We start from the raw sequence: 25,192 nt of genomic DNA on the forward strand, positions 1-25,192 counted from the left end.
AAATAAAAAAGAGCCCGTAGATTCCGGGAACCAGCGGATTGGTTCCCCCGATTTGCCCTCCGAATCCCGAGCCCTTGATGCGCTATAGCTCTATGTAAGATCTTTTCGTTATAACGGCTCTCTTTACTGTTACATCTGCTCATCCTCTTCGTACTCTTCCTCTTCAAAATCACCATACTGTTCAGGCGCCTCGTCCTTACTCTTCGTAATCATGGGCAGCTTCTGTCCCGGCTTCACTTCTGTTTCGCCCAGGTATTGAACAATCATTCTCCACTCATCACCATAATCAAATAAGAGCAGCATCTTTTGTTTAGGCGAATGAAAGACTTTACTGATTTTCGCTTTTTGCACTCCAGGAAACTTACTCCCCGCACCCGCATCTGCAAATGATTCATAGCCTTCCTCAGAGCGTGCCCAATTTGTGAGGTTATCATAGAACCCAAAGGCATGATCCAGATCAAAATCAAAAGATTCAATCGTAACTGCCGCAAGATCGTACAACGATGCCTTTGCAGAAATAGCAATCTTCCGGGTAGGCCGTCCACGCACCGCACCGTTCCAATCGCTCAAGGTCACTTTAAATAATCTGGCTTGATCAATCTTAGTCATACAGCTCTCCCCTTTTATTCAAAACAGTTAAATTTCAGAGATCCCGGAGGTTCAAACACGTTAAGGATTAATAAGAGGAATGCCATACTCATCTCCAACAAAGCTCATATCATGATCACGCGAAACTAATCCAAGATGATACTCTATTGCAGTTGCAATAATTAAAGCATCAGGGGTTTTGAGTTTTCGCCCTATCGCCCGCTGTTCTCTTTTTAAATCCCCAGCTTTTTGTGCAATTAGCGAGGTAACATCAAGACATCTCCGCGAATTAAATAATTTAATTCCTTTCAAACGTAATTCAATGTTTAAGCCACTGAATACCTCACATTCACTAATGACTGAAAAATACATATTCATTTTGTCTTCTTTGGCTTGACAGGCAAAAGACATCGCGTCAGGTTACCCTGCCAAAAAAGAATAGCAATGTTGGTAAACCTCATCGGACAGTTCTTTTGCTTCGTTAGGAGTGAGCATACCTTCGGATTCAAGGATATCGTCAATTGAATAATCATCTTCAACTTCGATTGTATCATTATCAAGATTGATTTTAACTTTACTTTGGGTAATATTCATTTTTTCTAGAATCGAACGGAACTCACGAGCCGTTTGTTTATCCATTCTTTTGGGTACAGACATATCTTTGTCAGCCTCCTATGAGGTTTTAAGGGTAGTATATCATCCAAACATTAATTAAAAAAAGAATGTTGCGTGCCGTATCGCCCTTTCTCTTCTAAATCAGAAGTAGAGCGGTCTGATCCAGACCTCCATGTGAAATGTGTTACATGTTACCTTCAAATAGAGGATATACATCTCAAAGAATGTTGGGGAGGCAACTGCATTATGCAAAAGAAACACTGGGGGTACAAAGGATTTCTGCTGGCTATGATCACTATGCTGGTAATCTCACTCACGGGCTGTAGCAGCTCTGCGAACAAGGGGACAGAAGTAACTCCGCAGAATGTTGAGAAGCAAGCGGCGGCGGCAGCGACAAGTCAAATGGCGGGGGCGGCCCCTTCTGCTCAGGGAACTGCACTCTCCTTCAAGCCGGGGAAATACACAGCCAAGGGCAACGGAAAGAACGGCCCGATCGAGGTTGAAACGGAATTCACCGAGACCGCAATCAAAAACGTTAAGGTGTTGAGCCAGAGTGAAACGGAAGGCATCGCTCAAGGGCCGCTCAAAATTGTTCCCGAAAAAATCGTCAGCGAACAAACCCTGGCCATTGATGCCGTCTCCGGCGCTTCTATGACCACTAAGGGTATTCTGGACGCGGTGGAAGATTGCGCCAAGCAGGCAGGCGGGGATCTGACCGTCCTGAAGCAGGCCAAGGCCACTGCCGAGAATAAGGAAGTAGAGGAGATCACGGTGGATGTAGCCGTGGTAGGTGCCGGTGCGGCTGGTACAGCTGCGGCGCTTGCCGCCGAAGACAGCGGAGCCAGCGTCGTACTGCTGGAGAAGACAGCTGCACCTATGGGAGCCGGCACTATGGCCGGAGGCATGTTCGCAGCCGATTCCCAGCAGCAGAAGGACAGAAAACAAACGGTCAGCAAGCAATGGCTCTATGAGCAGTACATGGCAGCCTCCGATGGCTACATGAACTCGCTGCTGGTCCGCACCATTATTGATGAAGCCGGCAAGACAGTCGACTGGCTGAACGCCAGCGGCGCCAAAATGACCCTGGTGGATGCCGGTACCGGCTTTGCCTTTGAGCATATCGGGATGCCCGCTACACTGCACGGCTACCAGGAGGGCGGCACAGTGGCAATCAAGAAGCTGATCAAAACCTTTGAATCCAAATCGGGACAGGTTCGCTTCAGTACTCCTGTGACTGAGCTGCTGACAGACTCTAACGGTGCGGTAACCGGCGTAATGGCCAAAAAAGAGGATGGTTCTCATCTGAAGGTGAATGCCAAGGCCGTGGTCATTGCGACAGGCGGTTTCGGTGGAAACAACGAGATGATGGAGAAATATTTCGGCAAAAAATTCACTCCGGGACAAATCGCTACGAATACAGGCGACGGAATTCAGATGGCCTGGAAAGCAGGTGCGGATGAATACGGAATGACCTCGACCCAGTATTTTGCGCAAATCTTTACGCCTGAAGAGATCGCTAAGCTAGCCCCAATCAACAAGGATTGGTACAGCCTGACCAAATTCAGCGAGTACCCGAACCTGAGAGTGAACACGCTGGGCCAGCGCTTCTCGGATGAGACCAAGGTTACCCTCTTCGCTGTACACGGCGCTGAGATTCACATGCAGCCCAAAGAGACGGAATTCCTGATTCTGGACTCCGCCATGCTGAACACCATCAAGAAGAAGGGCCTCGCTGCCATCGAGCCGCATTTCTCTAAATGGAAGGGCAACCGGCAATTCTACATGGAATTCAATGAACCGAATGACACGGATGTTATTCTTGCAGACGAGAATAGACCTACGGACTACACCCCTTTGCTGGATTCCATGAAAGAGACCGGTGTTGTCCATAGAGCAGATTCACTGGAGGCGCTGGCTCAGAAGATCGGTGTGGACAAGGATACCTTCCTCGCTTCCACCAAGCAGTACAATACGGCCATTGCCCAGGGCAATGACCCTATGTTCTTCTCCGACACGAAGCGGCTGGTTCCGCTCAAGCAAGGTCCTTATTATGCCATTAAGTATGTCGGACGCAACCTCGGAACGCTGGGCGGCGTACGCATCAATGAGAAGATCGAAGCGACCGATTCGGACGGCCGGGCCATCCCTGGACTTTACGTCGCCGGCGCTGATGCGGGCGGGATGTACGGACAGGCTTATGTTGATTTTGAAGGCGGTACACTTGGCTTTGCCTATACCTCCGGCCGGCTGGCCGGTATCCATGCTGCGGGGTACTCGCATAAGTAATTAGACAACGAATTGCACAATTGTTAAAAAATCGCCCTACCTTTACCCGGTATGGGCGATTTTTGCTGATTCTCCTGAATTGGATTCGGATTATAATGAAGCAAAACTATTAAGGGAGTCTGTGCATCATGTTAGATATTCTCGCACTGCTGGAGTGCTATAACACCTATGATCAGGATGATATTTACTTTGATGTTGCCAAAGCTATGCTGGAGAACTATAACCAGCTTCAGACTTCAAGCATACAGGAATTCGCTGAGTCCAACCACATTTCTGTCTCTACGGTCAGCCGCTTCATGCGGCAGATGTATTATGACAACTTCTCAAGCTTCCGGATGATCTATGATAAGTCGCCTCTGCAATATCAATATGACGGCAAATACTATCCTGCAGTGAAGGAAGAGGACATAGATCCGGTAGCCTATGGCGAGCTGCTGGCCGAGAAGATTAAGGCAACCACCAGCCAACTGGATGAACAGGCGATCACTTCGCTGCTGTCCATGATCGAAACCAGTGACGAGATCGTTTTCATCGGCATTCCCTTGCATTCCGAGATATGGCGGTTGCAGGTGGAGCTGGTGCTCCTGGGCAAAAAGACCAAAGCGTTCATCGACCCCAACTATCAAGTCAATGCCGTTGACAGTGTGAACGAAAAGTCGGCGGTCATCAGCTTGATCTATATGCCGCAGTATAATCTTCATCAGGTTCAGCAGTTGAAGAAAGCCAAGGAAAAAGGCGCTCGGACTGCCTGCATAGCTCACGTAAGGCTACAAGGTATAGAGAACATTGTTGACCTGTCGCTGCAATACGAAGGCACCGGCACACAAGTAGACAGCCTGCTGATGCAGGTACTGCTCAACTACATTGGACTTCGCTTACGGAACAAGCTGCTCTTAGGGAAGCGATAGAGGTAGGTCATTTATGAATCACGATTATTATGTGAATTGCATCACTCAGGGAATGGACAAATATTTGCATACCCTGGCGTTGGCAGAACATATGCAATATCATCAGGGGGAGGTGGAATGGATTTCTCCTTTGCCTGGCTTCGCCGGCCCCTCACTGGTTTTTAAAGTATCTCTTGAGGAGGATGCAGCAAGCGAGCATATTGACAATCTGCTGCCTGACTTGAAAACAGGAGCACTTCCAAAAATATGGTTTATCCCGCCAAGCTCCAAGCCTGCAAACCTAACCGCTATCTTAGCCTCTAAAGGATTCAGGGATTTATCCGATCCTGAAAAGCCTGAATGGGGTATGGCGCTAGATTTAGCAACACACCTTAACTTGCCGCAGGCTAATCCGCGACTACATATACACAGGGTTACGTCTTCGTCTGAATTTGCATTATGGATTGATGTGGTGAATGAGGCGCTGCATGGCTGGCCTATGTTGAATCAGGCATATTACGAATTTTGGCTTTCACGCAGCGAGCTATCTTTTTATCTTGCTTACCTGGATGGTGTTCCCATAGCTACCTCGGCTGCCATGCAGACCGGCAATCAGGCATCCATTGAGTTTGTATCTACCCTGCAGCCGTATCGAAATCAAGGTGCTGCAAGCGCTCTGTGCCTCAAAACCCTCCATGATTTACATAACGCAGGTGTACATACAGCAACCTTGAGAGCAAGCCACGAAGCCAATGCGCTTTATATAAAGCTTGGATTTAAGCCTTATTTTCAAACCATAGTTATGTCTTATGAAGAATAGAACGCCTTTTTCCCCATCGCCACTTACGCATCCATTTCTTACCGAATATTTCACTGAGAATAACAGAAGTAATCAGGATTACAAAAAAGAAGCCTCTTATTGATTCCTGGATTTGTAGCGCTATAATAAGAAACATAGGTTGTGAAGCACACGCCGCTTTTAATGCTCTGCCCTTCCAAGTTAGATTCTTGGAGAAGGTTGAGTATTGAGGCGGCTTTTTTGCGGGAAAAATAAACACTCAGTTGAGTGTACGAGGAGGAGTACGGATGCCGCGATTTGAGCAGCAGTACGAGGAATGGTTAGATAGCAATCTGAAGAATGAGAGCAGCCACAGGCGAAAGGAGCTGCTCGGCAAAGGATTAGGCCACGGAACAGTTGAATTTCTCCGCAAAGTATGGTTTCCGGCAATCGCTAATTTCGATCATTTGTTTCCAGAATGGGAAGTGCGCGATTTCAATAACGGGTACCGCTATCTGGACTTGGCTTATATGCCTGGAGATGCAAAAGGCGGGATTGAGATTCAAGGATATGGACCTCACGCCAGAGATCTGGATGTCAGACGATTCAAGGATTTATGCCGCCGGCATTGCTTACTGTCCCTTGATAGTTGGACTTTTCTTCCTATCGCTTATCCTTCAATTATCGAAGAACCCAAGCAATGTCAGCAATTGGTGTTGTCTTTTATCGGCAAATTCATTGCGACGGATGTTTCTTCCACATTAACTTGGCTGGAAGCGGAGACCCTTCGTTACGCAAGACGTCTGCTCAGAGCATTCACACCTTTGGAGCTTGCTAAGCATCTCAAGGTAACGGATAGACACTCCAGACGAATTCTGCATCATTTGGTTGAACAGCAGTTACTGGATGTTGCTGGAGGACAGCAGCGTTATCGAACATATCAGCTTAGAGTTTAACGTGTGTTTAGGCGCATGAATTATAAAGCTGATGTGGCAAAAACACTTGAATTCCGTGGCTGTGAGCGTGAGAAGTAGAGGTATCAATCAGCTGTAACGGACCGAGGAGCGCCTATTTCTACAAAAAGCACAATTTTACCAAGCTTACGGACTCAGATGGCGCTATTACTAGATTTCATCTCATATATGGATGGTGAAGAAGCAATAAGCGCGATACGGTCCGTTAGCCCTTTTAATTATGCTGAATAGAGAACATAAGGGCTGTGGGGTCCGTAGCAATCCTTTAGACACATTTAGAACCGAAGGATACCGACGGAAACCATATTTCGCAGTTGGGGTTCGGGGTCCGGGGGGGGCGCGGCTCGAGAATGGACCTCAAACCCTTGCGGTTCCCCCACTTAGTCATCCGCATCCCCTGAAACAGCAAAAAAGAACGGCATCTCTGCCGTTCTTCATGTGATGGACTCTCAGGGGCTCGAACCCTGGACAAATAGATTAAGAGTCTACTGCTCTACCAACTGAGCTAAGAGTCCGTATGAAATTGGTGGAGCCAAGGGGGATCGAACCCCTGACCTCATCGCTGCCAGCGATGCGCTCTCCCAGCTGAGCTATGGCCCCATGTTTTTACAATTTAACCAATTTAGAATTACATTATGTATTCTAAAATCTGATCTGAGCGATAAGCTCAAGCCGCTTATTCATCAATGTGTTTCGTAGGCGACTTCTATATAATACAGAAATCTGCTTTCAGTGTCAACACTTTTTCGAAATTAATTTTGATACAAGATGCTCCACCCGGGAACTGACCTCTCAACCTCAAGGCCAGCCCCTGTACTCCAATCGAACCCTTCTCTCCTAAGCAGCGAAGCTTACAGCCCGTCCAGCTCCTCCGTGTTCTTGGAGAGCAGTCCCTTCAGTTCCTTCATGAACATGTTAATGTCCTTGAACTGGCGGTACACGGATGCGAAGCGGACGTAGGCTACTTCGTCGACAGGATAGAGCTGCTCCATGACCAGCTCGCCGATCTGGCGGCTCTCGATCTCGGCGAGGGCGATGCCGCGCAGGCTTTTCTCCACCTCGGATACCATGACCTCCAGGCGCTCTACAGGGACCGGACGCTTCTCGCAGGCACGGATCAGACCGCGGAGAATTTTGTCACGGCTGAACTCTTCACGGCTGCCGTCTTTTTTGATCACAATCAGGGGGGTCTCTTCAATCATCTCGAAGGTGGTGAAACGGCGGCTGCACAGCTCGCATTCCCGCCTGCGGCGAATGGACTTATTCTCATTGGCCGGTCGCGAGTCCAGGACTTTGGTATTGGTGTGGTCGCAGTAAGGGCATTTCATAAGCTTCTTCACTTCCTCATCATTAGAATGGGTTGGCCCGGCCCCTTGATACACAAGGGCTATGCGGGCATCATTTAATTTCCAGAAAACACCGTTTATTTGTTGTTATGAATCTGACATGTCCGGCGCATAATACAGTTACCAACCGATAGGAGGTGAACAGCAATGAGCCAAAATAACAACTCCAATAACCTGGTAGCTCCAAACTCACGCGGTGCCTTGGAACAACTGAAATATGAAGTTGCCCAGGAACTAGGTATCACCCTCTCCCCAGACGGATACCAAGGCAATAAAACTTCTTACGAAAACGGTTCGATCGGTGGTTACATCACTAAACGTCTTGTAACCCTGGCTGAACAGCAATTGGCAGGTCAGTACAAATAATAACCTGTTAAGCGCGACATAAGCTTGCCTAAGAAGTATCGAACGGCCTCCGGCCGTTTGATGCTTCTTTTTACATAACAGCAGCAGAAGTAATAAGCACCCTAGAACTCACTGTAGAGCTCGGTGTATTGATCATAATAATAAATCACACGCTGCACGTAGTGACGCGTCTCACCGAACGGAATGTCCTTCACAGAGGCTTCTGTCCCGTCCCACTGCCCTTCATCCAGCCAGCTCTGCACCTTGCCGGGTCCGGCATTATAGGCGGCGATGACCGCTATACGGTTGCCGTCGAACTGCTTGGACAGCGTAGACAAATACCAGGTGCCCAGTTCAATATTGGATGAGGGCTCTTCCTTCAGCCGCTCCAGCGACACGTCGGGGAGCTTGGCCTTTTCGAGCGCCCACTTAGCGGTATCCGGCATAAGCTGCATGAGTCCCAGCGCGCCTTTTTTGGATTCGCGTCCGGTCTTATAATTGGTCTCCACACGGATAATGGATGCCACCAGGAACGGGTCCATCTCATACGTCCGGCTGTGCTGGCGGATCTCTGCTTTATAATGAATAGGATAAAACCATGACATCCAGTTGGAGCCGAGAAACAGGATCGCGGTGAAGCCGATAAACAGCAGCAGCAGGACTCTTTTTTTGCGCAGCCACTTCATCATATCAGGCCCAGCCTGTCCCACAGCCGGGCAACCTGAAGCTCTGCAGACTCCGGATCACCGCTATTGTCGATCACATAATTCGCTTTCCTGCGCTTCAGTTCAATATCCATCTGCGACCTCAGCCGGTCCTCAGCCTGTTCCAGCTTCATTCCGCTGCGCTCCATGAGGCGGGCTAACTGAACCCTTCTCGGAACATAGACCACAATAATCTGCTCAAACAAGGAATCCAGCTCTGATTCGTAGAGCAGCGGAATGTCGACAATGACCAGCCGCTGCGGATTCTCCTGCTCAAGCGCATACATTCTGTCCTTGATCTCCTTGCGGATTGCTGGATGGGTCAGGTTATTCAATGTCTTGAGCCCCTCCGGGTCCCGGAAGACAATCTCGCCAAGCCCCGCCCGGTCCAGCGAGCCGTCAGGCAACAGGATGCGGTCTCCAAAAGCCTCCACCGCTGCCGCCAGCACCGGATGTCCGGGGAGCATCACCTCTCTGGCGATGACATCGGCGTCCACCAGTGCAGCTCCCTTGCGGACAAACAGCGCAGACACGGTGCTTTTTCCCGAAGCTATGCCTCCGGTTAAGCCTATAATCATGTACTCACCTCATAATAACTTCATTATACCCATTACAATTAATAATATCGCGGGCAGCGCAGCCGCATGCTTCATCCAGTAGCTGCCGGATAATCGTAGTCCCGTCTTCATCCCCAGCAGCAGAAAGGTTCCGCTGAATACAGCGATCATCAGCGAGGTGGACCACGGGCTGAATCCGAGCAGTGCCGCGCCGAGACCGGCCCCGAAGGCATCCAGCGATAACGCGATCCCCAGAATCATAGCTTCCATGGAGGAAATACTCCCCGAGGCATCCATATCAGCGGAAGACGGCGTGCGGAGAATCTGTATCACCACGCCCAGATGGCGAAGCTCCAGAGAGAATACAGCCGGCTTCAGCTCTGTCTCAGCACTCTGTGCGGCAGCAGCCGTCTCCAGCATGGTCTCCTGCCTTGACGCAGTCTCTTCCTGCTCCTTTTCCTTCTGCGTCAGCATCTGGAACAGGGACCAGCAGCCCATTAAGACGAGAATAACCGCTCCGACACTGGAAGCGGCATTCGGCGAGACTACCTTGGCCAGCAGCACGCCGACCTGCATAGAACCATAAATGACGACCCCTGAACAGAGCGAAATAATGATAATGGAGAGCAAGGGGATTTTCATTTTACGCAGTCCATATGTAATGCCTACACCAAATCCATCCAGACTAAGCGCAAACGCAAGCAACAGCAAAGACAACAATGGGCTCAGCACCCGCAATCCCTCCCGTGAAGAACCGGAGCCGGAGCTCCGTTTCGCCGTAATCAGCAATCTTCACACATTATATGGGCGGGACGGGCAGTAAGTGCCTGCCTTTATACAGAACGGTTATACCTCAGGTGTAACTAGCCCGGAAACGGGCGGTAAATGCAGCGCTGACTCTAAATAAAAATTACAGAATCACTACAGGTACGGGCTGGCAGGTAGGACAATAATGCGTTCCCCGTCCGCCGACCACGCTCTTCTCAATCAGCGTGCCGCAGTTGGCACACGGCTGATCCTTGCGTCCGTAGATCTTGTGCTGATCCTGATAGCTCCCGCTCTCCCCCTGGCCGTTGACATACGACTTCACGGAGGAGCCTCCGGCATTCACCGCTTCCGTCAGTGTTGCGACAATAGCATGGTGCAGTCTGGCCAGCTGATCCTCCGAGAGGGACTTCGCGGTCTCCTCCGGGTGGATGCCTGCACGATGCAGGGACTCATCTACATAAATATTGCCGATACCTACTATATATTCCTGATTGAGCAGCAGCGGCTTGATCTTGGTGCTCCGCTTCGCGACAATCTCTTTGAACCGCTCCAGCGTGAAATCGGCATCCAGCGGCTCCTGCCCCAGCTTGTTCAGCGGCTTCAGCTGCAGATCCTCTCCCGGCTGGAACAGATGCATCGTCCCGAATTGGCGCACATCCGTATAACGCAGCTCAGTCCCGTCCGTGAAATGGAAAATAACATGCGTATGCTTGTCCAGCAGCTCGCCCTCACGGTACACGCCGTAACGGCCCTCCATCCGCAGATGGGAGACCATCACCAGCCCGTCAAAGACGAACCGCAGGAACTTGCCTCTTCGTTCAACTGTAACCACACTATGGCCTGCCAGCATATGGGCGAAGGCCTGAATATCATCCGGGCGCTGAATAATCCGCGGCAGCCGGACGGTGACATGCTCTATCTGCTTGCCTGTAATTAACTCATTAAGTGTTCTTCTGACTGTTTCGACTTCCGGCAATTCCGGCATCATGGCTCACCTCCACTCCATTATACCGGATATCTGCCATGTGCGGGGAGCCTATTTCGCTTCGTACCAGTTGCTGCCATAACTTACCTCTGCCTTCAGCGGAACAGACAGCTGCAGCGCTCCGGCCATCACCTCGGGCAGCAGCTGCTTCATCTGCTCCAGCTCCTCCTCCGGCACCTCGAACACTAACTCATCGTGTACCTGGAGCAGCATCCGGCTCTTCAGGCCGCGCTCATGCAGCGCCCTATCCATATGAACCATGGCCAGCTTGATAATATCCGCAGCGGTTCCCTGAATTGGCGTATTCATCGCCGTACGTTCTGCGAAGGACCGCAGATTGAAGTTCTTCGCATTGATATCCGGCAGATAACGGCGGCGCTCCAGCAGCGTAGTTACATACCCCTGTTTACGGGCCTCGACTACGATGTCATCCATGTAACGGCGCACACCTTGGAATACCTCGAAATACTGCTCAATGAACCGGGCCGCTTCCTTACGCGGAATGTTCAAGTTCTGCGACAGGCCATAATCGCTGATGCCGTACACAATCCCGAAGTTAACCGCTTTGGCGGACCGGCGCATATTACTGTCCACACTCTCCGCAGGAACGCCGAATACGTCCATCGCAGTCTTGGTATGAATATCCATATCCTCGACAAAAGCTTCCTTCATCCGCTCATCACCCGAGATATGCGCCAGCACACGCAGCTCGATCTGCGAGTAATCCGCCGCCAGAATCGACCAGCCCGGCTCGGAGGGCACGAATACCTTACGGAGCTTGCGGCCCTCTTCGAGCCGGATCGGAATATTCTGCAGGTTCGGGAACTGGCTGCTGAGCCGGCCCGTAGCAGCAATCGTTTGCCGGTAGAAGGTATGCACCTTGCCTGTCTCCGGCGAAATTTCCTTCATTAAACCTTCGACATACGTAGATTGCAGCTTGGCCAGGGTGCGGTATTGCAGAATCAGGCGCACGGCGTCATGATAAGGCGCAAGCTTTTCCAGTACCTCGGCATCGGTCGAATATCCGGTCTTCGTCTTCTTCACAACCGGCAGACCGAGCTTCACGAACAGAACCTCGCCCAGCTGCTTCGGAGAATTCAGATTGAATTCGGTTCCGCAGGCGGCGTAGATTTCAGTGACCAGCCGGGAGATCTGGGCTTCGAATTCCTTACCGAGCTGAATGAGATCGTCCTTATTCACAGCGATGCCCTGCTTCTCCATATCGGCGAGAATCCGTGACAGCGGCATCTCCAGGTCCTGGAACAGACCGGTCATGTCCGTCTTGTCCAGCTCCTCCTGCTGCTTCTGCACAATGCCAAGCACAGTCGCACTTTTGCGGGCGACATGCTCACCGAGAATCGCAAGCTCAGGAATTCTATATTTGGCCCCTTTGCCGAAAACATCCTCATCCGGCGACAAGCGGGGCAGGCCGTATTTCGTGGTCAGGTCATTCAGATTCTGGCTCGCTTCAGTCGGGTCCAGCAGGTAAGCGGCCAGCTGAACATCATTAGCGGCTCCGGCAAAAGCAATCCCCTGCCAATGCAGCGCCAGATCGGCACGGTGCAGATCATACCCGCTCTTCGGCGCCTGCTCGTCACCGAGCCAGTCCCGCAGGGGGGCTGCCGAGGGACTCTTCAGCAGGGCAAAAGGCACAAAGTAATGCTGCTCCGGCGAAGACAGCCCGAGGCCGATCACTTCGGCACGGTGCGGGTTCTCCCCGTTAGATTCCACATGCAGAGCGGAGATGCCCGGCAGTGCCTGTACCAGCTTCTCTATTCCGGCTTCATCAACGATTGTAATCGTAAGCTCTGCCGCTTCCACCGCAGCGGGGCCGGACAGGCTGCCGTCTGCCGCATGGGAATAGGCGCTGAGCGACAGGCGCTCCAGCAGGGACTTGAACTCCAGCTTCGCCAGGGCAGGGCCCGCCGTATCGGCAACAATACCGCTGAACACCATATCCTCCCAGGTATGTTCAAGCGGAACCTCACGGTAGATCGTCGCTAATTTTTTGCTCATGATGGCGCTGTCCGCATGCTCTTCCAGCTTCTCCTTCATCTTCCCCTTCAGCTCACCGGTTCCGGCCAGCACGCCCTCCACCGATCCGAACTGCTGGAGCAGCTTAAGCGCTGTCTTCTCCCCGACTCCCGGCACCCCGGGAATATTGTCGCTGGCATCGCCCATCAGCCCCTTCAGATCAATGATCTGCTCAGGGGTGAGATCATATTTATCGCGGATCTGCTTAGGCCCGTACAGCTCCACATCCGTAACTCCCTTACGCACCAGTGCGATGGTGGTATGCTCGGAAGCCAGCTGCAGCATATCCTTATCCCCCGACACAATCATCACCTGACGGCCGGCGGCATCCGCTTCCCTGGAGATGGTGCCGATAATATCGTCAGCCTCGTAGCCTGCAATCTCGAACTGCGGAACTCCCAGACCCTTCAGCAGCTCCTTGAGCAGCGGGAACTGCTCGGACAGCTCCGGCGGGGTCTTCTGGCGTCCGCCCTTATAATCTTCATAGCCTTCATGCCGGAAAGTAATCTTTCCCGCGTCGAAGGCCACAATCATATGTGACGGTTTATGCTCCTCCAGCAGACGGAGCAGCATCGTCGTGAAACCGTATACCGCATTCGTCTGCTGTCCCGCTGTATTCGTCAACGGCGGCATGGCGAAGAACGCCCGGTAAATGATATTATTTCCATCAATGAGTATCAGCTTGTCCACACTAGCACCTCGCCTTTTTCTTGCTTTCTCCTTACATAGTACCATATGCTCTGCACCAAGACGAAATGGCTCTGCCACGAATCGCCGCTTTATGCCAAAATAAAAAACAAGCCCCCGGAATGAAGGCTCGCCTCTGGCAGTCTATACTGTTATTGGTTCAAATCCGGACGTTTACCTGTAACCAGATACACTACACTCTCGCCAATATTCGTGGCATGGTCGGCAATCCGCTCAATGTAACGGCCAACCAATGTGAGCAGCATCGCCTGATTCACTGTTTCAGGCTTCTGAACCATATAAGTGTACAGTTCGTTAATCATCGCGCTGTATAGGCCATCGACCTGATCGTCATCCTGCGCCATTTTGTAGGCCAGATCCGTATTCTCGTCCAGATAAGACTGAATAGCCTCCGTGGTCATGATCGTAACCAGCTCAGCCATGCGCGGAATATCCACAAGCGGCTTAATCAGCTGCTGTCCCTGGATGCGCATCGTTACCTTGGCTACATCCAGTGCCAGATCACCCATACGCTCCAGATCGCTGGAGATTTTGAAGGCTACAATAATGCGGCGCAGATCCTTCGCCACCGGCTGCTGGGTGATGATCAGCCGCGAGCCGATCTCCATAATCCGGTCTTCCATGGCGTTCAGCCGCAGGTCCGCTTTGACAATCTCCTGCGCCCGTGCCGTATCAAGGGTCTGCAGGGCCAGTACCGCACCGTCGAGTGCATCCGTTACATGCTCGCCCATCTGCTGCAGCAGGGAGCGCAGTTCTTCCAGATCTTTATCGAATTCTTTTCTGCGAATCATATCGAAAGTGATCCTCCTCACAAACATTTGGTCATATCGGGTGAACAAGAGTGAACCTAAGACTTACCAATCAGCCAATCTTAGCCGAAGCGGCCGGAAATATAGTCTTCTGTGCGGGAATCCTTAGGGTTCGAGAACAGCAGCTCCGTGTCCGCAGCCTCCACAATAACACCGTTCAGGAAAAATACAGTGCGTCCCGATACCCGGGCGGCCTGATGCATATTATGCGTGACCATTACAATCGTATACTTATCCCGCAGCTCCTGGACCAGCTCCTCAATCTTGAGTGTGGACACCGGGTCTAGCGCTGAAGTCGCCTCATCCATCAGCAGAATATCCGGCTGTACGGCAAGGGCTCTGGCAATACAGAGACGCTGCTGCTGGCCACCGGACAGGCTTAAGGCAGACTTCTTGAGGAAATCCTTCACTTCCTCCCAGAGCGCAGACTGGCGCAGGCTTTGCTCTACAAGGACATCCAGCTCGGCCTTGCTCTTCACACCATGCAGGCGCGGGCCATAAGCCACGTTATCATAGATCGACTTGGGAAAAGGATTGGGCTGCTGGAACACCATCCCCACCTGCTTTCGCAGACTCTCCACTTCGATCTCGTCGCTGTAGATGTTTTTGCCGCCGATATTTACTTTACCTTCAATACGCGTTCCGGGAATCATGTCGTTCATACGGTTAAGGGTACGCAGCAGTGTGGATTTCCCGCAGCCGGAGGGTCCGATAAAAGCGGTCACCTGCTTCTCCGGAATCTGCAAATCCACGTTCTTCAGGGCATGGAATGACTCATAGTAGAGATCTAGCTTCTCTATGTCAATGATGGATTTCATTAGTTTCTGTTGTCTCCTTCTCATCATCTTCGTTCCCCATGATAAGCTTTCAGTGTAAATAGAGCTCCAGAGAATTGTTAACGCAGTGTAAAAATCCTTGTGTAGTAAGACAGGTGTCGGAGGAGAAGGTGCTTATCTTGTGAAAAGAACACCGCCATATTAGATGACAGGTGTTCTCTTCTTGTTGACGACCAGTTTGTAACCCACCCCGCGGATGGAATCGATATGCACGGATTCAGGGTCAAGCTCCAGCTTCTTGCGCAAGGAGCTGACATGCACATCAACGGTACGCTGGCCTCCGATATAGTCGAAGCCCCAGACCGCATTCATCAGATCATCCCGCGTCAGAACGACGCCCGGCTTGCGGGCCAGATACAGCAGCACTTCAAATTCCTTCGGCCGCAGATTGATGCTCTGTCCGCCCAGCGAGACTTCATAACGCTCGGGGTAGATCTCCAGCTGTCCGAGAATAATCGTCGATGCAGACACCGCCGTCTCGGGCGGAGCTTCTTCGGCAATGCCGGAGATCCGCCGCAGCACTGCGCTGACCCGGGCAAGCAGCTCGGATACGCCGAAGGGCTTCGTAATATAGTCATCCGCCCCGGACTTCAGCCCGCGGACGACATCCTCCTCCGCATTCTTGGCCGTCAGCACTATAACCGGTGTGCGGATGCCTTGTCCACGCAATTTATCCAGAATGTCAATGCCGTTCATGCCGGGCAGCATCAGATCCAGTACGATCAATTCAAAAGGTTCTCTAGTCGCACGGTCATATCCTGCCGTTCCATGATCCTCCACCGTCACCTCGTAGCCTTCCTGTGTCAGATTATAAGACAGCAGCCGGGCCAGTGTCGGTTCGTCTTCAATGACAAGCAATCGTTGTGCCATAGGTTCCCCCGTCTTTTCATAGGTTATTAATTTTACAAAACTGCACACATGCACATCATAGCACCACAATGTTAACTTAGTGTAAAATCATAAATTTATTCTCTATTAGACTCCGCAGGGTTATTGATTCTCTTCCTGAAGCAGCGGCAAATCCAGGATGAATGAGCTGCCGATGCCCAGATCGCTCTCTACGTTAATAGACCCGCGATGCAGCTCGACCAGATGCTTCACAATGGATAGACCGAGGCCGGTTCCGCCGGAGCTTCTGGAGCGGGCTTTGTCCACCCGGTAAAAGCGTTCAAAGATCCGGGGCAGATCCTTGCGCGGAATCCCCATCCCCGTATCACTGACTGTAAAGCGTACGCTCTCGGTGCCATCCTTCTTCTGGATGCTCACTGCGGTCACTCTGACATTGCCCCCGTCCTGGGTGTAATTGATCGCATTGGAGAGCAGATTCATGAAAATCTGGCGCAGCTTGTCTTCATCTCCCTCAATGAATAGCTCCGCAGGCACATCCGAGCTGAGCGTAATCTTCTTCTTCTCCGCTACCTTGCTGAGCGTCTCCAGTACGGAGCCGAAGAATTCGATCAGATGAACCGGGGAGCATTCCAGCTGAACGCGTTTGGATTCGATTTTGGACAGCTCCAGGATATCGCCGATCAGGCGGTTCAGCCGTTCGTTCTCATCGTAGATAATCTGCAAAAACGAACGCGCCGTCTTCTCATCCGTAACGCCCCCGCCCAGGAGGGTCTCGGCGAAGCCTTTTACCGCAGCGACAGGGGTCTTCAGCTCATGGGAGACATTGGCGACGAATTCGCTGCGCATTTTCTCAAGTCTGCGGATCTCTGTAACCTCCTGAAGAAGGAACAGCATCCCCCGGGAGCAGCCGTCCTGGATCATCGGCACCCCGTCCAGACGCACAATCCGCTCCACCGGATTATAGATGCTGCGCTCCTCGTGAATAGGTACACCTGCGGACACTCCATCATCAATCAGCCGGGTCAGCTCATAATGATGCTTAATCTCCTTATAAGAATGTCCGGTCATCTCGCTGTGCTTCACATCGAGCAGCCGTTCGGCGGCCCGGTTGAGCAGGGCAATCTCCCCTTCAGCGTTAATCATCACGATGCCGCCGGTCATATTGTCGAGTACACTCTGCAGCAGGTCCTCATTGTCGCGGATGGTCTTCAGTTGGGCCTGGAGACTGTCGGCCATCGCGTTGATGGCTGTAGCCAGCTGGCCGATCTCATCCTTGCGCTTCATGGGCACCCGGGCATCGTAATCAAGATCAGTAATCCGCCGCGCCACTCTGGTGATCTGCTCCAGCGGTGAGGTCATACTGGAAGCCACCTTGTAGCTCACCAAGGTTGCGGCAATGAACAGCAGCACCAGCCCCCCTGCCATGATCATCCACGCCCGGTTCAGTCCTTCGGATACGGTATCTAGCCCCATCGATAGCCGGATATACCCGTCAAAGCCCTGATCCGAAGACACGGAACCTGCCACATACATCATTTCACGGTCTAATGTATCACTGTAACGGATCGCACGGCCAATCCCTTCCTTCGCGGCCAGCAGCTCCTCTTCGCGGGTAGAGTGGTTGTCCATCTCGCGCGGATTCTTCTCCGAATCCCCAATGACCCGGCCTTGCTTCGTAATGAAGGTGACACGTGATCCGGTCAAGACGGATATCCTCTCTGCCTGTTCTGTATAGTAGTTCAGGGCATCCGGGCTGCTGGTATCCATGAATGAGAAGGTGCCGGAGAGCAGCTTTATTTCCCGGGACATGTTTTCTTCCAGCACGGAAATATGCGAATCCTTGAACAGCTGAGCCATGGTGATCCCGGCCCCGGTCATTGATATTCCTATCAATGCCATAAGTATGATGGTAAGTCGAATGCGGAATGGTTTCATCTGCGGCGGTCCTCTTCCCTCGTGTAAATGTCCATGAGAACACTCTACCTGCATTTTCGCCAAAATACCAGTTCCGGCGGCGATTATCAACGGGGTGTAAAATGTGGGCTCAGCGGGATGCGGGGGCTGGGAGGAAGCGCCAGGCAGGATTGGGATATTAAGTCGAGGGAGGAGCGATATCTGAGATCCAAGAGCCTGGGCCGAGGATGGAGCGCTGTGGGATCTATAATGGACGCTCCGCAAACGGACCGTTGTTCCGATCGCTGTTGTGTCCAGATTTTTATTATTTTTACCTGATCGGTGAAAATCCGGACACAAAGGCGAACGCTGCCGCTTCTCCACAATCAGTCCGCCCGCTGCGCTGTTTGAGAGTGGGAGTTACAGTAAACCTTGTATACCTCAAACCCCCGCATACATTTAGCTCGTGCACCCTCGCTCCAGCGCATTGTAATCGGTTTTCCGATTACATTTGGCTCGCTCACCCCCGACCGGAGCATTGTAATCGGTTTTCCGATTACATTTGGCTCGCTCACCCCCGACCGGAGCATTGTAATCGGTTTTCCGATTACATTTGGCTCGTTTACCCCCGACCGGAGCATTGTAATCGGTTTTTCGATTACATTTGGCTCGTTCACCCCCGACCGGAGCATTGTAATCGGTTTTCCGATTACATTTGGCTCGCTCACCCCCGACCAGCGCATTGTAATCAGTTTTTCGATTACATTTGGCTCGCTCACCCCCGACCGGCGCATTGTAATCGGTTTTTCGATTACATTTGATCCGCTTACCTTACCAACCAGAAAACGCCCTCCTAAATGGCGACCCACCATTTAGAAAAGGCGTTACTGCTTGTTACTTACAAGCTACAAGCGCTACTGATCCTTCCAGCGCTGCACACTTAACGTCACCGTCTGTGCACCACCTGCGGGCGTAAGCGTACGGTTCGCAATGTCCGCTCCGCTGGAGGCAGTCTCTACCGTGCCCCAGCTGCCGCGCGTCAGCTTATACGTCACGGCGCTGCCTGCCGGAAGGTTAACGGTGATGGAATAGACGCCGTCACTGCCACGGGTCAACAGGTAGGCCGAATCTGCCGCATTCCAGCTGTTGAACGAACCCGTAAGATAGACCTGAGCATTCGCTGGAGTCGAACCCGGAACGCTAACCCGGAAGGTTACGCTGTCTGCCTGCGGTTCCCCGGAGGTCAAGCTTCCCCCAACCAGACTCGAGCTGCCGCTACCAAAATGATAGTTATTCCCGCCATTGTTATCCCACGTCCCGCTGCCGTTATTAAAGGCTGCGGTCAGGCCCGTGGCGCTGCCGAGCGGAAGGGTAATGGACTTGTAGCCGCTGAAGGCAGAGGTCTGCATCTGCACACCCGGTGAAGTCGTCCAGGTGGTTGCGCCGTCCAGCTTGTAATGGATATAGGAGTTACTGAAGGCCGTATTCTTGTAATAGATCGTAGCGGTGTTGCCTGCCGGTGTGGCGGTTGGCACAGGTGTCGCCGTTGGTGCTACGGTTGGTGATGCTGTTGGAGTTGCGGTCGGCGCTACAGTTGGTGTAGCAGTCGGTGCTACGGTTGGTGCCACCGTAGGCGTCACGGTCGGTGCTACGGTTGGTGTAGCAGTCGGCGTTGCCGTTGGCGTTACCGGACCGCCTGCCTGGATATTGCCTGTAGGCGTATAGGTCCAGGTGCCAGTGCCGAACAGATAATTGCTGCCGCCATTGCTGTCCCAGGTGCCGCTGCCGTTATTGAAGCAGGCTTCGAGCTGGGTGGCTGCGCCGATGTTAATGGTGACTTTGTTATAACCTGCTACCTCGGCGGCCGGAATGGCTACACCCGGAGATGTCGTCCAAGTCCCACCGACTGGGCGGTAATGAATGTACGGATTGGTGTAACCCTGCTTGTAGTAGATTGTCACACTGTTACCGGCAGGGGTAACGATCAGAGCGGCTGCGCTGAAGGCCGACAGATTCATGGCGGCATCATACGCTTTTACCGTATAGGAATAATTCGTGCTGCCTACAAGTCCGTTATCTGTAAAAGAGGTCGTAGCCGAAGTCCCGATCTTCACTCCATTGCGGTAGATTTCATACCCGCTCACCCCGACATTATCGGTGGATGCTGACCAGGACACCAGCGCGCTGGAGGCATTCTGTACAGTTGCTGTTACATTTCCCGGAACACTTGGTGCTTGCGTATCGGTTACCGGCTGTGTTTTGGAGTAGATTTTGGCCGAATTGGCGCCTAGTGTAATTGTAATTTGCTTACCGGTAACACCGCCCGCCTGCACGGTCACAGTATCGGAGGGGTTCAGTTGGTTCACCAGAACCGTACCTGCGGTAAGCGTGCTTTCGGCGCGCAGCGGCAGCGTCACAGTCTGTGATCCGCCGGATGCATTACTGAATGCGGAGATGACCTCCTGGCCGACATTCATGCCGGTGTCAATCCGCCGGGAGAAGGCGTACAGATTCTGTGCGGACCACATTTCGCGCTGGGTGCCGGTGCGCAGGGCCGGGTTGTTTTTGCGGATCTCGTTCAGCTTGGCTACATGCTTGAAGGTACTGGCATTCTCATTGAAATAATTCTCCAGCACATTGCCGTTTACATCCCGCTTCACCATCGACCAGCGGTTCCACGTATCAGCGATGCCGCCCGTCATGATCTGCCCGTTGCCGTTGCCCTTGTTCTGCTCCGTTCCCTGGAAGACCACAGGCGTTCCGCGCACGGTGAAAATAAAGGACAGAGCATTCTGCAGCTTCTCAACACTGCCCCCGGCCTCGGTCAAGAAGCGGTTGCGGTCATGATTGTCGATGAAGGTTACCATATGGTTGGCGTTGCCGCCGTAGTAGGAATCTTGAGCCAGGGTGCCTTTAATATTCGCGTCAAAAGACTGCCCGTACGCGAAGCTGTTCAGCACGGAGAAGAACAACGGGAAGTCGAGCATTCCCCACTCCTTATTGGTACCGACCCAGCGGGAGACGAATTCGGCATTGCCGTCAAAATTCTCCCCAAAAGTATTCACGCCCAGCAAATTCTGCAGCTCGCCGATATCGGTCGGCTTCATCAGCTTGGCTGCATCGACCCGGGCACCGTCTGCTCCCGTATAGTCAAACCAGCCCTTGATCGAGCTGAAGATGGCCTGCTTGGCGGCAGGAACATCGAAGTCGATATCATCCAGACCGCCCAGATCATGATTCTCCAGATAATCCTGGGCCCACTGATCGTACCGTCCATCGGCAAGAGACCAGTTAATGTCCCCATTGTGGTGATACCAGGCCGGATTATTGAATGGAGCAGCAGGCTGCAAGGAAGGGATATCATAATAAGCCTGAGTGCCCAGCATGTAATCGCCGATGTGGTTGGGAACGACATCAATGATCACCTTAATTCCAAGCGCATGCGCGGAGTCTACAAGCTCTTTCAGCTTTTCTTTGGTGCCGAAGTAAGGGTTGGCCTTGTTCGGATCTTTGACATTGTAGCCGTGGTAGGCAGTGTTCTTGCCTGTACCGTTGTTCTCACGGTTAGTCATCTGCGGCTCGGCTACCGGTGAGATCCAGATCGCGGTATAGCCCATATTGTGAATATACGGGAGCTTGTCAATGACCCCCTGCCAGTCGCCGCCCTTCATGTAACGGAAATCCTCCTCGGAGTTCTCCCCGTAGCGTATAGCCGCACCTGTTGCATTATTCGAAGAATCCCCGTCATGGAAGCGGTCAACCATAATCTGATAAATCGTGTCATTCTCGGTTACTGTTCCAATGCTGGCTGCTTCCACCTTAGCTTGCGGCAGGACAAACAGATTCATCATGATCGACAATACCGTGGATGTGATTAGAACGGGAACAAGCAGGCGGTTACGTTTTCTTTTCATTCCTCATCTCCCTCTCATGTAAAACCGAATGCAACACTTTGGAGCCAGCGGATACTCTTGCCGTCAATAACTTGAGCTTTGCTTCAGCTTGATAGTGCATAGGCTGATACTGACTGCTTAGCAGGAGCTTAGCTAGAGCTTAGTAAGAGCTCACGGATGCTTAGCTATAGCTTGCTAATGCTTGGCTAAACAATTTGGCTAGAGCTTACATATGCTTAGCCAGACAGTTTGACTAGAGCTCAGCTAGAGTGTGCTAATGCTTAGCTAGATAGTTTCGCTAGAGCTCAATTTCACAGCTTCAGTGTAACAGTGGGGAAACCGGTTTCCCCACTAAAAATTAACATGTCCCTGTATGCGCTGTCAAGACATATAAATCAAACCTGCCGCCAACCCTTATCCCATATAGGATAACCGCTCTGCAAAAAACACAAAAAATAGTATTCAGCATAAGCTCATACCTGGAAGGAACCATCTGGGAAGCTGTTTTGGTCCCGTGCCACCCTCTTCCTTTGCTGGTATGATCAACTCGAGGCGGTTGGCGGATTCAGGGGCATTAGTGCTCTTCAGCTACTCTTTTCCCCGGCTACTCTTTGCCCCCAGCAAACTCTCAGCACCTTCAGAGGGATTTATCCCTCTCATTTCTGCATCTCGCCCACTTTCAGCGCCATCAGAGGGATTTATCCCTCTCATTTCCGCATCTCGCCCACTTTCAGCGCCATCAGAGGGATTTATCCCTCTCATTTCTGCATCTCGCCCACTTTCAGTGCCATCAGAGGGACTTATCCCTCTCATTTCCGCATCTCGCCCACTTTCAGTGCCATCAGAGGGATTTATCCCTCTCATTTCCGCATCTCGCGCACTTTCAGCGCCACCAGAGGGATTTATCCCCCTCATGTGTCCTCTCATTCCCCTCCCAGCCGACTTCCGCTTAACGCAGCAGTGTTCCTGCTGATTCCGCCTCCTCATCCGCAAAATGGGTTGCCCTACGCAATTTCCGCAATCGCCAAAAAACCTCCTTCACCGATATGAAGGAGGTCTAGTCTAACGGGATATCCAGCCAGCTTATATTACAGTTTGTTAGATACTATCGCGAAGCAGGAACAATCTACTCAATTACTTAAACACCGGCTCGCGGAACTGGGCGAGCTTGGCGGCGGAATCCTTTTCGACATCAGCATGCAGGCTGTTGCCGTGCGCATCCATGGTGACGATGGCTGCGAAGCCGTCCACCTGCAGATGCCACATGGCTTCAGGAATACCGAATTCCATGAAGTCTACCGCGTTGACCTTCTTGATACATTCTGCGTAATACTGTGCTGCACCGCCGATTGCATTGAGGTAGACTGCGCCGTGCTCCCCTAAGGCTTGGAGGGTCTTGGGTCCCATACCGCCTTTGCCGATTACGGCGCGGATACCGAATTTTTTGATAATATCGCCTTGATACGGCTCCTCGCGGATACTGGTTGTCGGGCCAGCCGCCTTCACATGCCAGCCTTCGTCATCCTTCAGCATGACCGGGCCACAGTGATAGATGACGGCACCGTTCAGATCGACAGGGGTGTCGTGATCCATGAGGTATTTGTGCAGGGCATCGCGGCCGGTGTGCATCTCGCCGGAGAGGATCACCACATCGCCGACGCGCAGGCTGCGGATATCCTCCTCGCTGATCGGTGTGCTCAGGCGGATCTCACGCGAGCCGCCTGAGCCAGCGGAGGCTGCCGCAGCTGGTTCAGAGGCTGCCCCGTTCCCCGAGACAGCCGCACCCGAAGCTGCTTCACCCGTACCCGATACAATAGCCGGTGCCGCAGGAATCGTAGCATCCTCTGGCACCACGCCGGAAGCCGTCCCTTCTGCCGCTGCTACACCCACAGGTTCAGCAACAGGCTGCGGTGCAGCTTCCCCTTCAACGGATATCCCGGTGCCGCTCTCATACAGCCATTCCTGAATGTCACCGGTAGCCGGATGGACCAGAATGCCTTGACGGCGGAAGGCCCAACAGTTATAAGCCACAGAGACGAAAAAGCTGGCTGGCAGCCGGTTCATTACTCCGATTTTGCAGCCCAGCAGCGTCACTTCACCGCCGAAGCCCATCGTGCCGATTCCGAGCTTGTTGGCATTCTCCATAATGTAATCCTCCAGCTTGCCCAAATCTTGGGTAGGATTCACATCCTCGACCTTGCGGAACAACTGCTTCTTCGCCAGCTCATAGCCCGTGGTACGGTCACCGCCGATGCCTACGCCAATGAACCCTGCACTACAGCCCTGACCCTGCGCCTGGTACACGGAATGCAGAATGCACTTGCGGATACCGTCGAGGTCGCGTCCGGCTTTGCCGAGTCCCTCCAGCTCTGCCGGAAGGCTATACTGGATGTTCTTATTCTCGCAGCCGCCGCCCTTCAGGATCAGCCGGACGTCAATGCTCTCTTCCTCCCACTGCTCGAAGTGAATCACCGGAGTGCCTGCCCCCAGATTATCCCCGCTGTTCTCGCCGGTTAGCGAATCCACGGAATTGGGACGCAGCTTGCCGTTCTTCGTAGCGCGGATAATTGCGCTGTGAATATCCTTCTTCATCTCTATCTGATTCACGCCCACCGGCGTATGGATTATAAAAGTCGGCATCCCCGTATCCTGGCAGATCGGCGAAATTTGCTGCTCCGCCATTCCGATATTCTGCGCTATCGTGGTTAGTGCCAGTCCGGAGCGTGTCGCCCGGTCTTCCAGCGCCCGCCCTCTAGCCACCGCCCGGCGTACATCACCCGGCAGGTTCGTGGAGGTCTCTACAATCAAATTATAAATGCTCTCTTCAAAATGCTGCATCTTCATTCAGTCTCCTCTCCATCTGGTTCAAGCGGCCCTAACTCTGGTACAATTAGTTACTATAATAGCACATTAAGCTGCTCATGAAAGGGGTTACCTCAAAATTGAACTACCATTTCTCCGCCTATCTCTACCGGCTGCAATATATCCAGCGCTGGAGCCTCATGCGCAGCACCGCCCCGGAGAACGTGGCGCAGCATTCGTTCCAGGTCGCCTTGCTGGCACACATGCTGTGCACCATCGGCAATGCCCATTTCGGCCAGTCGCTGAACGCCGACCGCGCATCCACGATGGCGCTGTTCCACGACGCCACCTTATCTATACATAATTGCACCTAAATCAAACTGCACATAATAGAATTGATATTTGACAAGAAAACAGCCTGAAAACCTGGAGTTCTTTCAATTTCTATTCATTAAGTCATTGCACATAAATCTTGTTTTCTAGTAGTCTTTATAAGAGTAATACCCTAGCAATAATATATGGTCATTTAAATGTG

General features: G+C 52.2%; 20 protein-coding genes, 2 tRNA genes and 1 pseudogene. 6 read left to right on the forward strand and 17 right to left on the reverse strand.

Annotated elements, in window-relative coordinates:
* Nucleotides 1–129: 129 nt before the first annotated feature.
* From MKX42_RS23545 to MKX42_RS23555, 3 genes are read right to left on the reverse strand one after another with little or no spacing between them, the layout of a single operon-like run.
* Nucleotides 130–609 (reverse strand): IS1096 element passenger TnpR family protein, encoded by a 480-nt coding sequence (locus tag MKX42_RS23545; protein ID WP_340755042.1) that lies wholly within the window; start codon nucleotides 607–609, stop codon nucleotides 130–132.
* Nucleotides 610–669: 60 nt separating this feature from the next.
* Nucleotides 670–999: a PIN domain-containing protein gene (locus MKX42_RS23550; RefSeq protein WP_340755044.1), complete on the reverse strand. Its 330-nt coding sequence runs from the start codon at nucleotides 997–999 to the stop codon at nucleotides 670–672.
* 9 nt (nucleotides 1,000–1,008) lie between these two features.
* Nucleotides 1,009–1,245 carry a hypothetical protein gene (locus tag MKX42_RS23555; RefSeq protein ID WP_340755045.1) on the reverse strand — a complete coding sequence of 79 codons (237 nt, stop codon included), beginning with the start codon at nucleotides 1,243–1,245 and terminating at the stop codon, nucleotides 1,009–1,011.
* Nucleotides 1,246–1,449: 204 nt separating this feature from the next.
* On the opposite strand from MKX42_RS23555, the gene MKX42_RS23560 reads away from it, so the two are divergent.
* From MKX42_RS23560 to MKX42_RS23575, 4 genes are all read left to right on the forward strand, one after another.
* On the forward strand, nucleotides 1,450–3,489 hold the full coding sequence (locus MKX42_RS23560) for an FAD-dependent oxidoreductase (RefSeq protein ID WP_340755046.1): 2,040 nt from the start codon (nucleotides 1,450–1,452) through the stop codon (nucleotides 3,487–3,489).
* A 128-nt stretch (nucleotides 3,490–3,617) separates the two neighbouring features.
* Nucleotides 3,618–4,397: a MurR/RpiR family transcriptional regulator gene (locus MKX42_RS23565; protein ID WP_340755048.1), complete on the forward strand. Its 780-nt coding sequence runs from the start codon at nucleotides 3,618–3,620 to the stop codon at nucleotides 4,395–4,397.
* Nucleotides 4,398–4,410: 13 nt separating this feature from the next.
* Nucleotides 4,411–5,196, forward strand: coding sequence for a GNAT family N-acetyltransferase (locus MKX42_RS23570; protein WP_340755049.1), 786 nt, complete (start codon nucleotides 4,411–4,413; stop codon nucleotides 5,194–5,196).
* 266 nt (nucleotides 5,197–5,462) lie between these two features.
* A complete protein-coding gene (locus tag MKX42_RS23575; protein ID WP_340755050.1) occupies nucleotides 5,463–6,110 on the forward strand; it encodes a transcriptional regulator in 648 nt (215 codons plus the stop codon).
* 460 nt (nucleotides 6,111–6,570) lie between these two features.
* Here MKX42_RS23575 and MKX42_RS23580 read toward each other — a convergent pair.
* The 3 genes from MKX42_RS23580 to nrdR all read right to left on the reverse strand — a co-directional run bounded on the left by MKX42_RS23580 (nucleotide 6,571) and on the right by nrdR (nucleotide 7,456).
* Nucleotides 6,571–6,643 (reverse strand) — tRNA-Lys (locus MKX42_RS23580).
* A 9-nt stretch (nucleotides 6,644–6,652) separates the two neighbouring features.
* Nucleotides 6,653–6,728, reverse strand: a tRNA-Ala gene (locus tag MKX42_RS23585).
* 251 nt (nucleotides 6,729–6,979) lie between these two features.
* Complete coding sequence (gene nrdR / locus MKX42_RS23590) at nucleotides 6,980–7,456, reverse strand: transcriptional regulator NrdR (protein ID WP_340755051.1); 477 nt, start codon at nucleotides 7,454–7,456, stop codon at nucleotides 6,980–6,982.
* A gap of 165 nt (nucleotides 7,457–7,621) precedes the next feature.
* Between nrdR and MKX42_RS23595 the strand changes: the two genes are divergently transcribed.
* Complete coding sequence (locus MKX42_RS23595; protein ID WP_036695868.1) at nucleotides 7,622–7,840, forward strand: alpha/beta-type small acid-soluble spore protein; 219 nt, start codon at nucleotides 7,622–7,624, stop codon at nucleotides 7,838–7,840.
* A gap of 101 nt (nucleotides 7,841–7,941) precedes the next feature.
* On the opposite strand, the gene MKX42_RS23600 is transcribed toward MKX42_RS23595, so the two are convergent.
* From MKX42_RS23600 to MKX42_RS23650, 11 genes are all read right to left on the reverse strand, one after another.
* Nucleotides 7,942–8,505: a lytic transglycosylase domain-containing protein gene (locus MKX42_RS23600; RefSeq protein ID WP_340757783.1), complete on the reverse strand. Its 564-nt coding sequence runs from the start codon at nucleotides 8,503–8,505 to the stop codon at nucleotides 7,942–7,944.
* On the reverse strand, nucleotides 8,505–9,101 hold the full coding sequence (coaE, locus tag MKX42_RS23605) for a dephospho-CoA kinase (protein ID WP_340755053.1): 597 nt from the start codon (nucleotides 9,099–9,101) through the stop codon (nucleotides 8,505–8,507). The genes MKX42_RS23600 and coaE overlap by 1 nt, the downstream gene beginning before the upstream one ends.
* A gap of 9 nt (nucleotides 9,102–9,110) precedes the next feature.
* The gene (gene ytaF / locus MKX42_RS23610; RefSeq protein WP_340755055.1) at nucleotides 9,111–9,812 is read right to left on the reverse strand and encodes a sporulation membrane protein YtaF; all 702 of its coding nucleotides are present in this window, start codon (nucleotides 9,810–9,812) and stop codon (nucleotides 9,111–9,113) included.
* 178 nt (nucleotides 9,813–9,990) lie between these two features.
* Complete coding sequence (gene mutM / locus MKX42_RS23615) at nucleotides 9,991–10,833, reverse strand: DNA-formamidopyrimidine glycosylase (RefSeq protein WP_340757785.1); 843 nt, start codon at nucleotides 10,831–10,833, stop codon at nucleotides 9,991–9,993.
* A 51-nt stretch (nucleotides 10,834–10,884) separates the two neighbouring features.
* A complete protein-coding gene (polA, locus tag MKX42_RS23620; protein ID WP_340755056.1) occupies nucleotides 10,885–13,557 on the reverse strand; it encodes a DNA polymerase I in 2,673 nt (890 codons plus the stop codon).
* A gap of 149 nt (nucleotides 13,558–13,706) precedes the next feature.
* The gene (gene phoU, locus MKX42_RS23625) at nucleotides 13,707–14,366 is read right to left on the reverse strand and encodes a phosphate signaling complex protein PhoU (protein ID WP_340755057.1); all 660 of its coding nucleotides are present in this window, start codon (nucleotides 14,364–14,366) and stop codon (nucleotides 13,707–13,709) included.
* Nucleotides 14,367–14,446: 80 nt separating this feature from the next.
* On the reverse strand, nucleotides 14,447–15,202 hold the full coding sequence (gene pstB / locus MKX42_RS23630; protein ID WP_036695861.1) for a phosphate ABC transporter ATP-binding protein PstB: 756 nt from the start codon (nucleotides 15,200–15,202) through the stop codon (nucleotides 14,447–14,449).
* Between the two features lie 159 nt (nucleotides 15,203–15,361).
* Nucleotides 15,362–16,090 carry a response regulator transcription factor gene (locus MKX42_RS23635; RefSeq protein WP_036725566.1) on the reverse strand — a complete coding sequence of 243 codons (729 nt, stop codon included), beginning with the start codon at nucleotides 16,088–16,090 and terminating at the stop codon, nucleotides 15,362–15,364.
* A gap of 120 nt (nucleotides 16,091–16,210) precedes the next feature.
* Nucleotides 16,211–18,004 (reverse strand): two-component system histidine kinase PnpS, encoded by a 1,794-nt coding sequence (gene pnpS / locus MKX42_RS23640; RefSeq protein WP_340755058.1) that lies wholly within the window; start codon nucleotides 18,002–18,004, stop codon nucleotides 16,211–16,213.
* Between the two features lie 872 nt (nucleotides 18,005–18,876).
* Nucleotides 18,877–21,876: a carbohydrate binding domain-containing protein gene (locus MKX42_RS23645; protein WP_340755059.1), complete on the reverse strand. Its 3,000-nt coding sequence runs from the start codon at nucleotides 21,874–21,876 to the stop codon at nucleotides 18,877–18,879.
* A 1,113-nt stretch (nucleotides 21,877–22,989) separates the two neighbouring features.
* Entirely contained in the window at nucleotides 22,990–24,693 is a 1,704-nt protein-coding gene (locus tag MKX42_RS23650; RefSeq protein ID WP_340757787.1) for a fumarate hydratase, read from the reverse strand.
* Between the two features lie 104 nt (nucleotides 24,694–24,797).
* Here MKX42_RS23650 and MKX42_RS23655 point away from each other — a divergent pair.
* Nucleotides 24,798–25,007 (forward strand): annotated as a pseudogene (locus tag MKX42_RS23655) (YfbR-like 5'-deoxynucleotidase); the annotation flags it as partial.
* Nucleotides 25,008–25,192: the final 185 nt, after the last annotated feature.

The sequence above is a fragment of the Paenibacillus sp. FSL R7-0204 genome (assembly GCF_038002225.1).
Taxonomy (GTDB): Bacteria; Bacillota; Bacilli; order Paenibacillales; family Paenibacillaceae; genus Paenibacillus_AQ.

Excerpts from the sequence above, each read along its gene's own strand:
- phoU (WP_340755057.1), bottom strand. The coding sequence starts at position 14,366 with ATGATTCGCAGAAAAGAATTCGATAAAGATCTGGAAGAACTGCGCTCC.
- MKX42_RS23645 (WP_340755059.1), bottom strand. The coding sequence starts at position 21,876 with ATGAAAAGAAAACGTAACCGCCTGCTTGTTCCCGTTCTAATCACATCC.
- MKX42_RS23600 (WP_340757783.1), bottom strand. The coding sequence starts at position 8,505 with ATGAAGTGGCTGCGCAAAAAAAGAGTCCTGCTGCTGCTGTTTATCGGC.
- MKX42_RS23555 (WP_340755045.1), bottom strand. The coding sequence starts at position 1,245 with ATGTCTGTACCCAAAAGAATGGATAAACAAACGGCTCGTGAGTTCCGT.
- pstB (WP_036695861.1), bottom strand. The coding sequence starts at position 15,202 with ATGAAATCCATCATTGACATAGAGAAGCTAGATCTCTACTATGAGTCA.
- coaE (WP_340755053.1), bottom strand. The coding sequence starts at position 9,101 with ATGATTATAGGCTTAACCGGAGGCATAGCTTCGGGAAAAAGCACCGTG.
- nrdR (WP_340755051.1), bottom strand. The coding sequence starts at position 7,456 with ATGAAATGCCCTTACTGCGACCACACCAATACCAAAGTCCTGGACTCG.
- MKX42_RS23595 (WP_036695868.1), top strand. The coding sequence starts at position 7,622 with ATGAGCCAAAATAACAACTCCAATAACCTGGTAGCTCCAAACTCACGC.
- MKX42_RS23570 (WP_340755049.1), top strand. The coding sequence starts at position 4,411 with ATGAATCACGATTATTATGTGAATTGCATCACTCAGGGAATGGACAAA.
- MKX42_RS23635 (WP_036725566.1), bottom strand. The coding sequence starts at position 16,090 with ATGGCACAACGATTGCTTGTCATTGAAGACGAACCGACACTGGCCCGG.
- MKX42_RS23565 (WP_340755048.1), top strand. The coding sequence starts at position 3,618 with ATGTTAGATATTCTCGCACTGCTGGAGTGCTATAACACCTATGATCAG.
- MKX42_RS23550 (WP_340755044.1), bottom strand. The coding sequence starts at position 999 with ATGTCTTTTGCCTGTCAAGCCAAAGAAGACAAAATGAATATGTATTTT.
- MKX42_RS23545 (WP_340755042.1), bottom strand. The coding sequence starts at position 609 with ATGACTAAGATTGATCAAGCCAGATTATTTAAAGTGACCTTGAGCGAT.
- MKX42_RS23575 (WP_340755050.1), top strand. The coding sequence starts at position 5,463 with ATGCCGCGATTTGAGCAGCAGTACGAGGAATGGTTAGATAGCAATCTG.
- pnpS (WP_340755058.1), bottom strand. The coding sequence starts at position 18,004 with ATGAAACCATTCCGCATTCGACTTACCATCATACTTATGGCATTGATA.
- mutM (WP_340757785.1), bottom strand. The coding sequence starts at position 10,833 with ATGCCGGAATTGCCGGAAGTCGAAACAGTCAGAAGAACACTTAATGAG.
- MKX42_RS23560 (WP_340755046.1), top strand. The coding sequence starts at position 1,450 with ATGCAAAAGAAACACTGGGGGTACAAAGGATTTCTGCTGGCTATGATC.
- MKX42_RS23650 (WP_340757787.1), bottom strand. The coding sequence starts at position 24,693 with ATGCAGCATTTTGAAGAGAGCATTTATAATTTGATTGTAGAGACCTCC.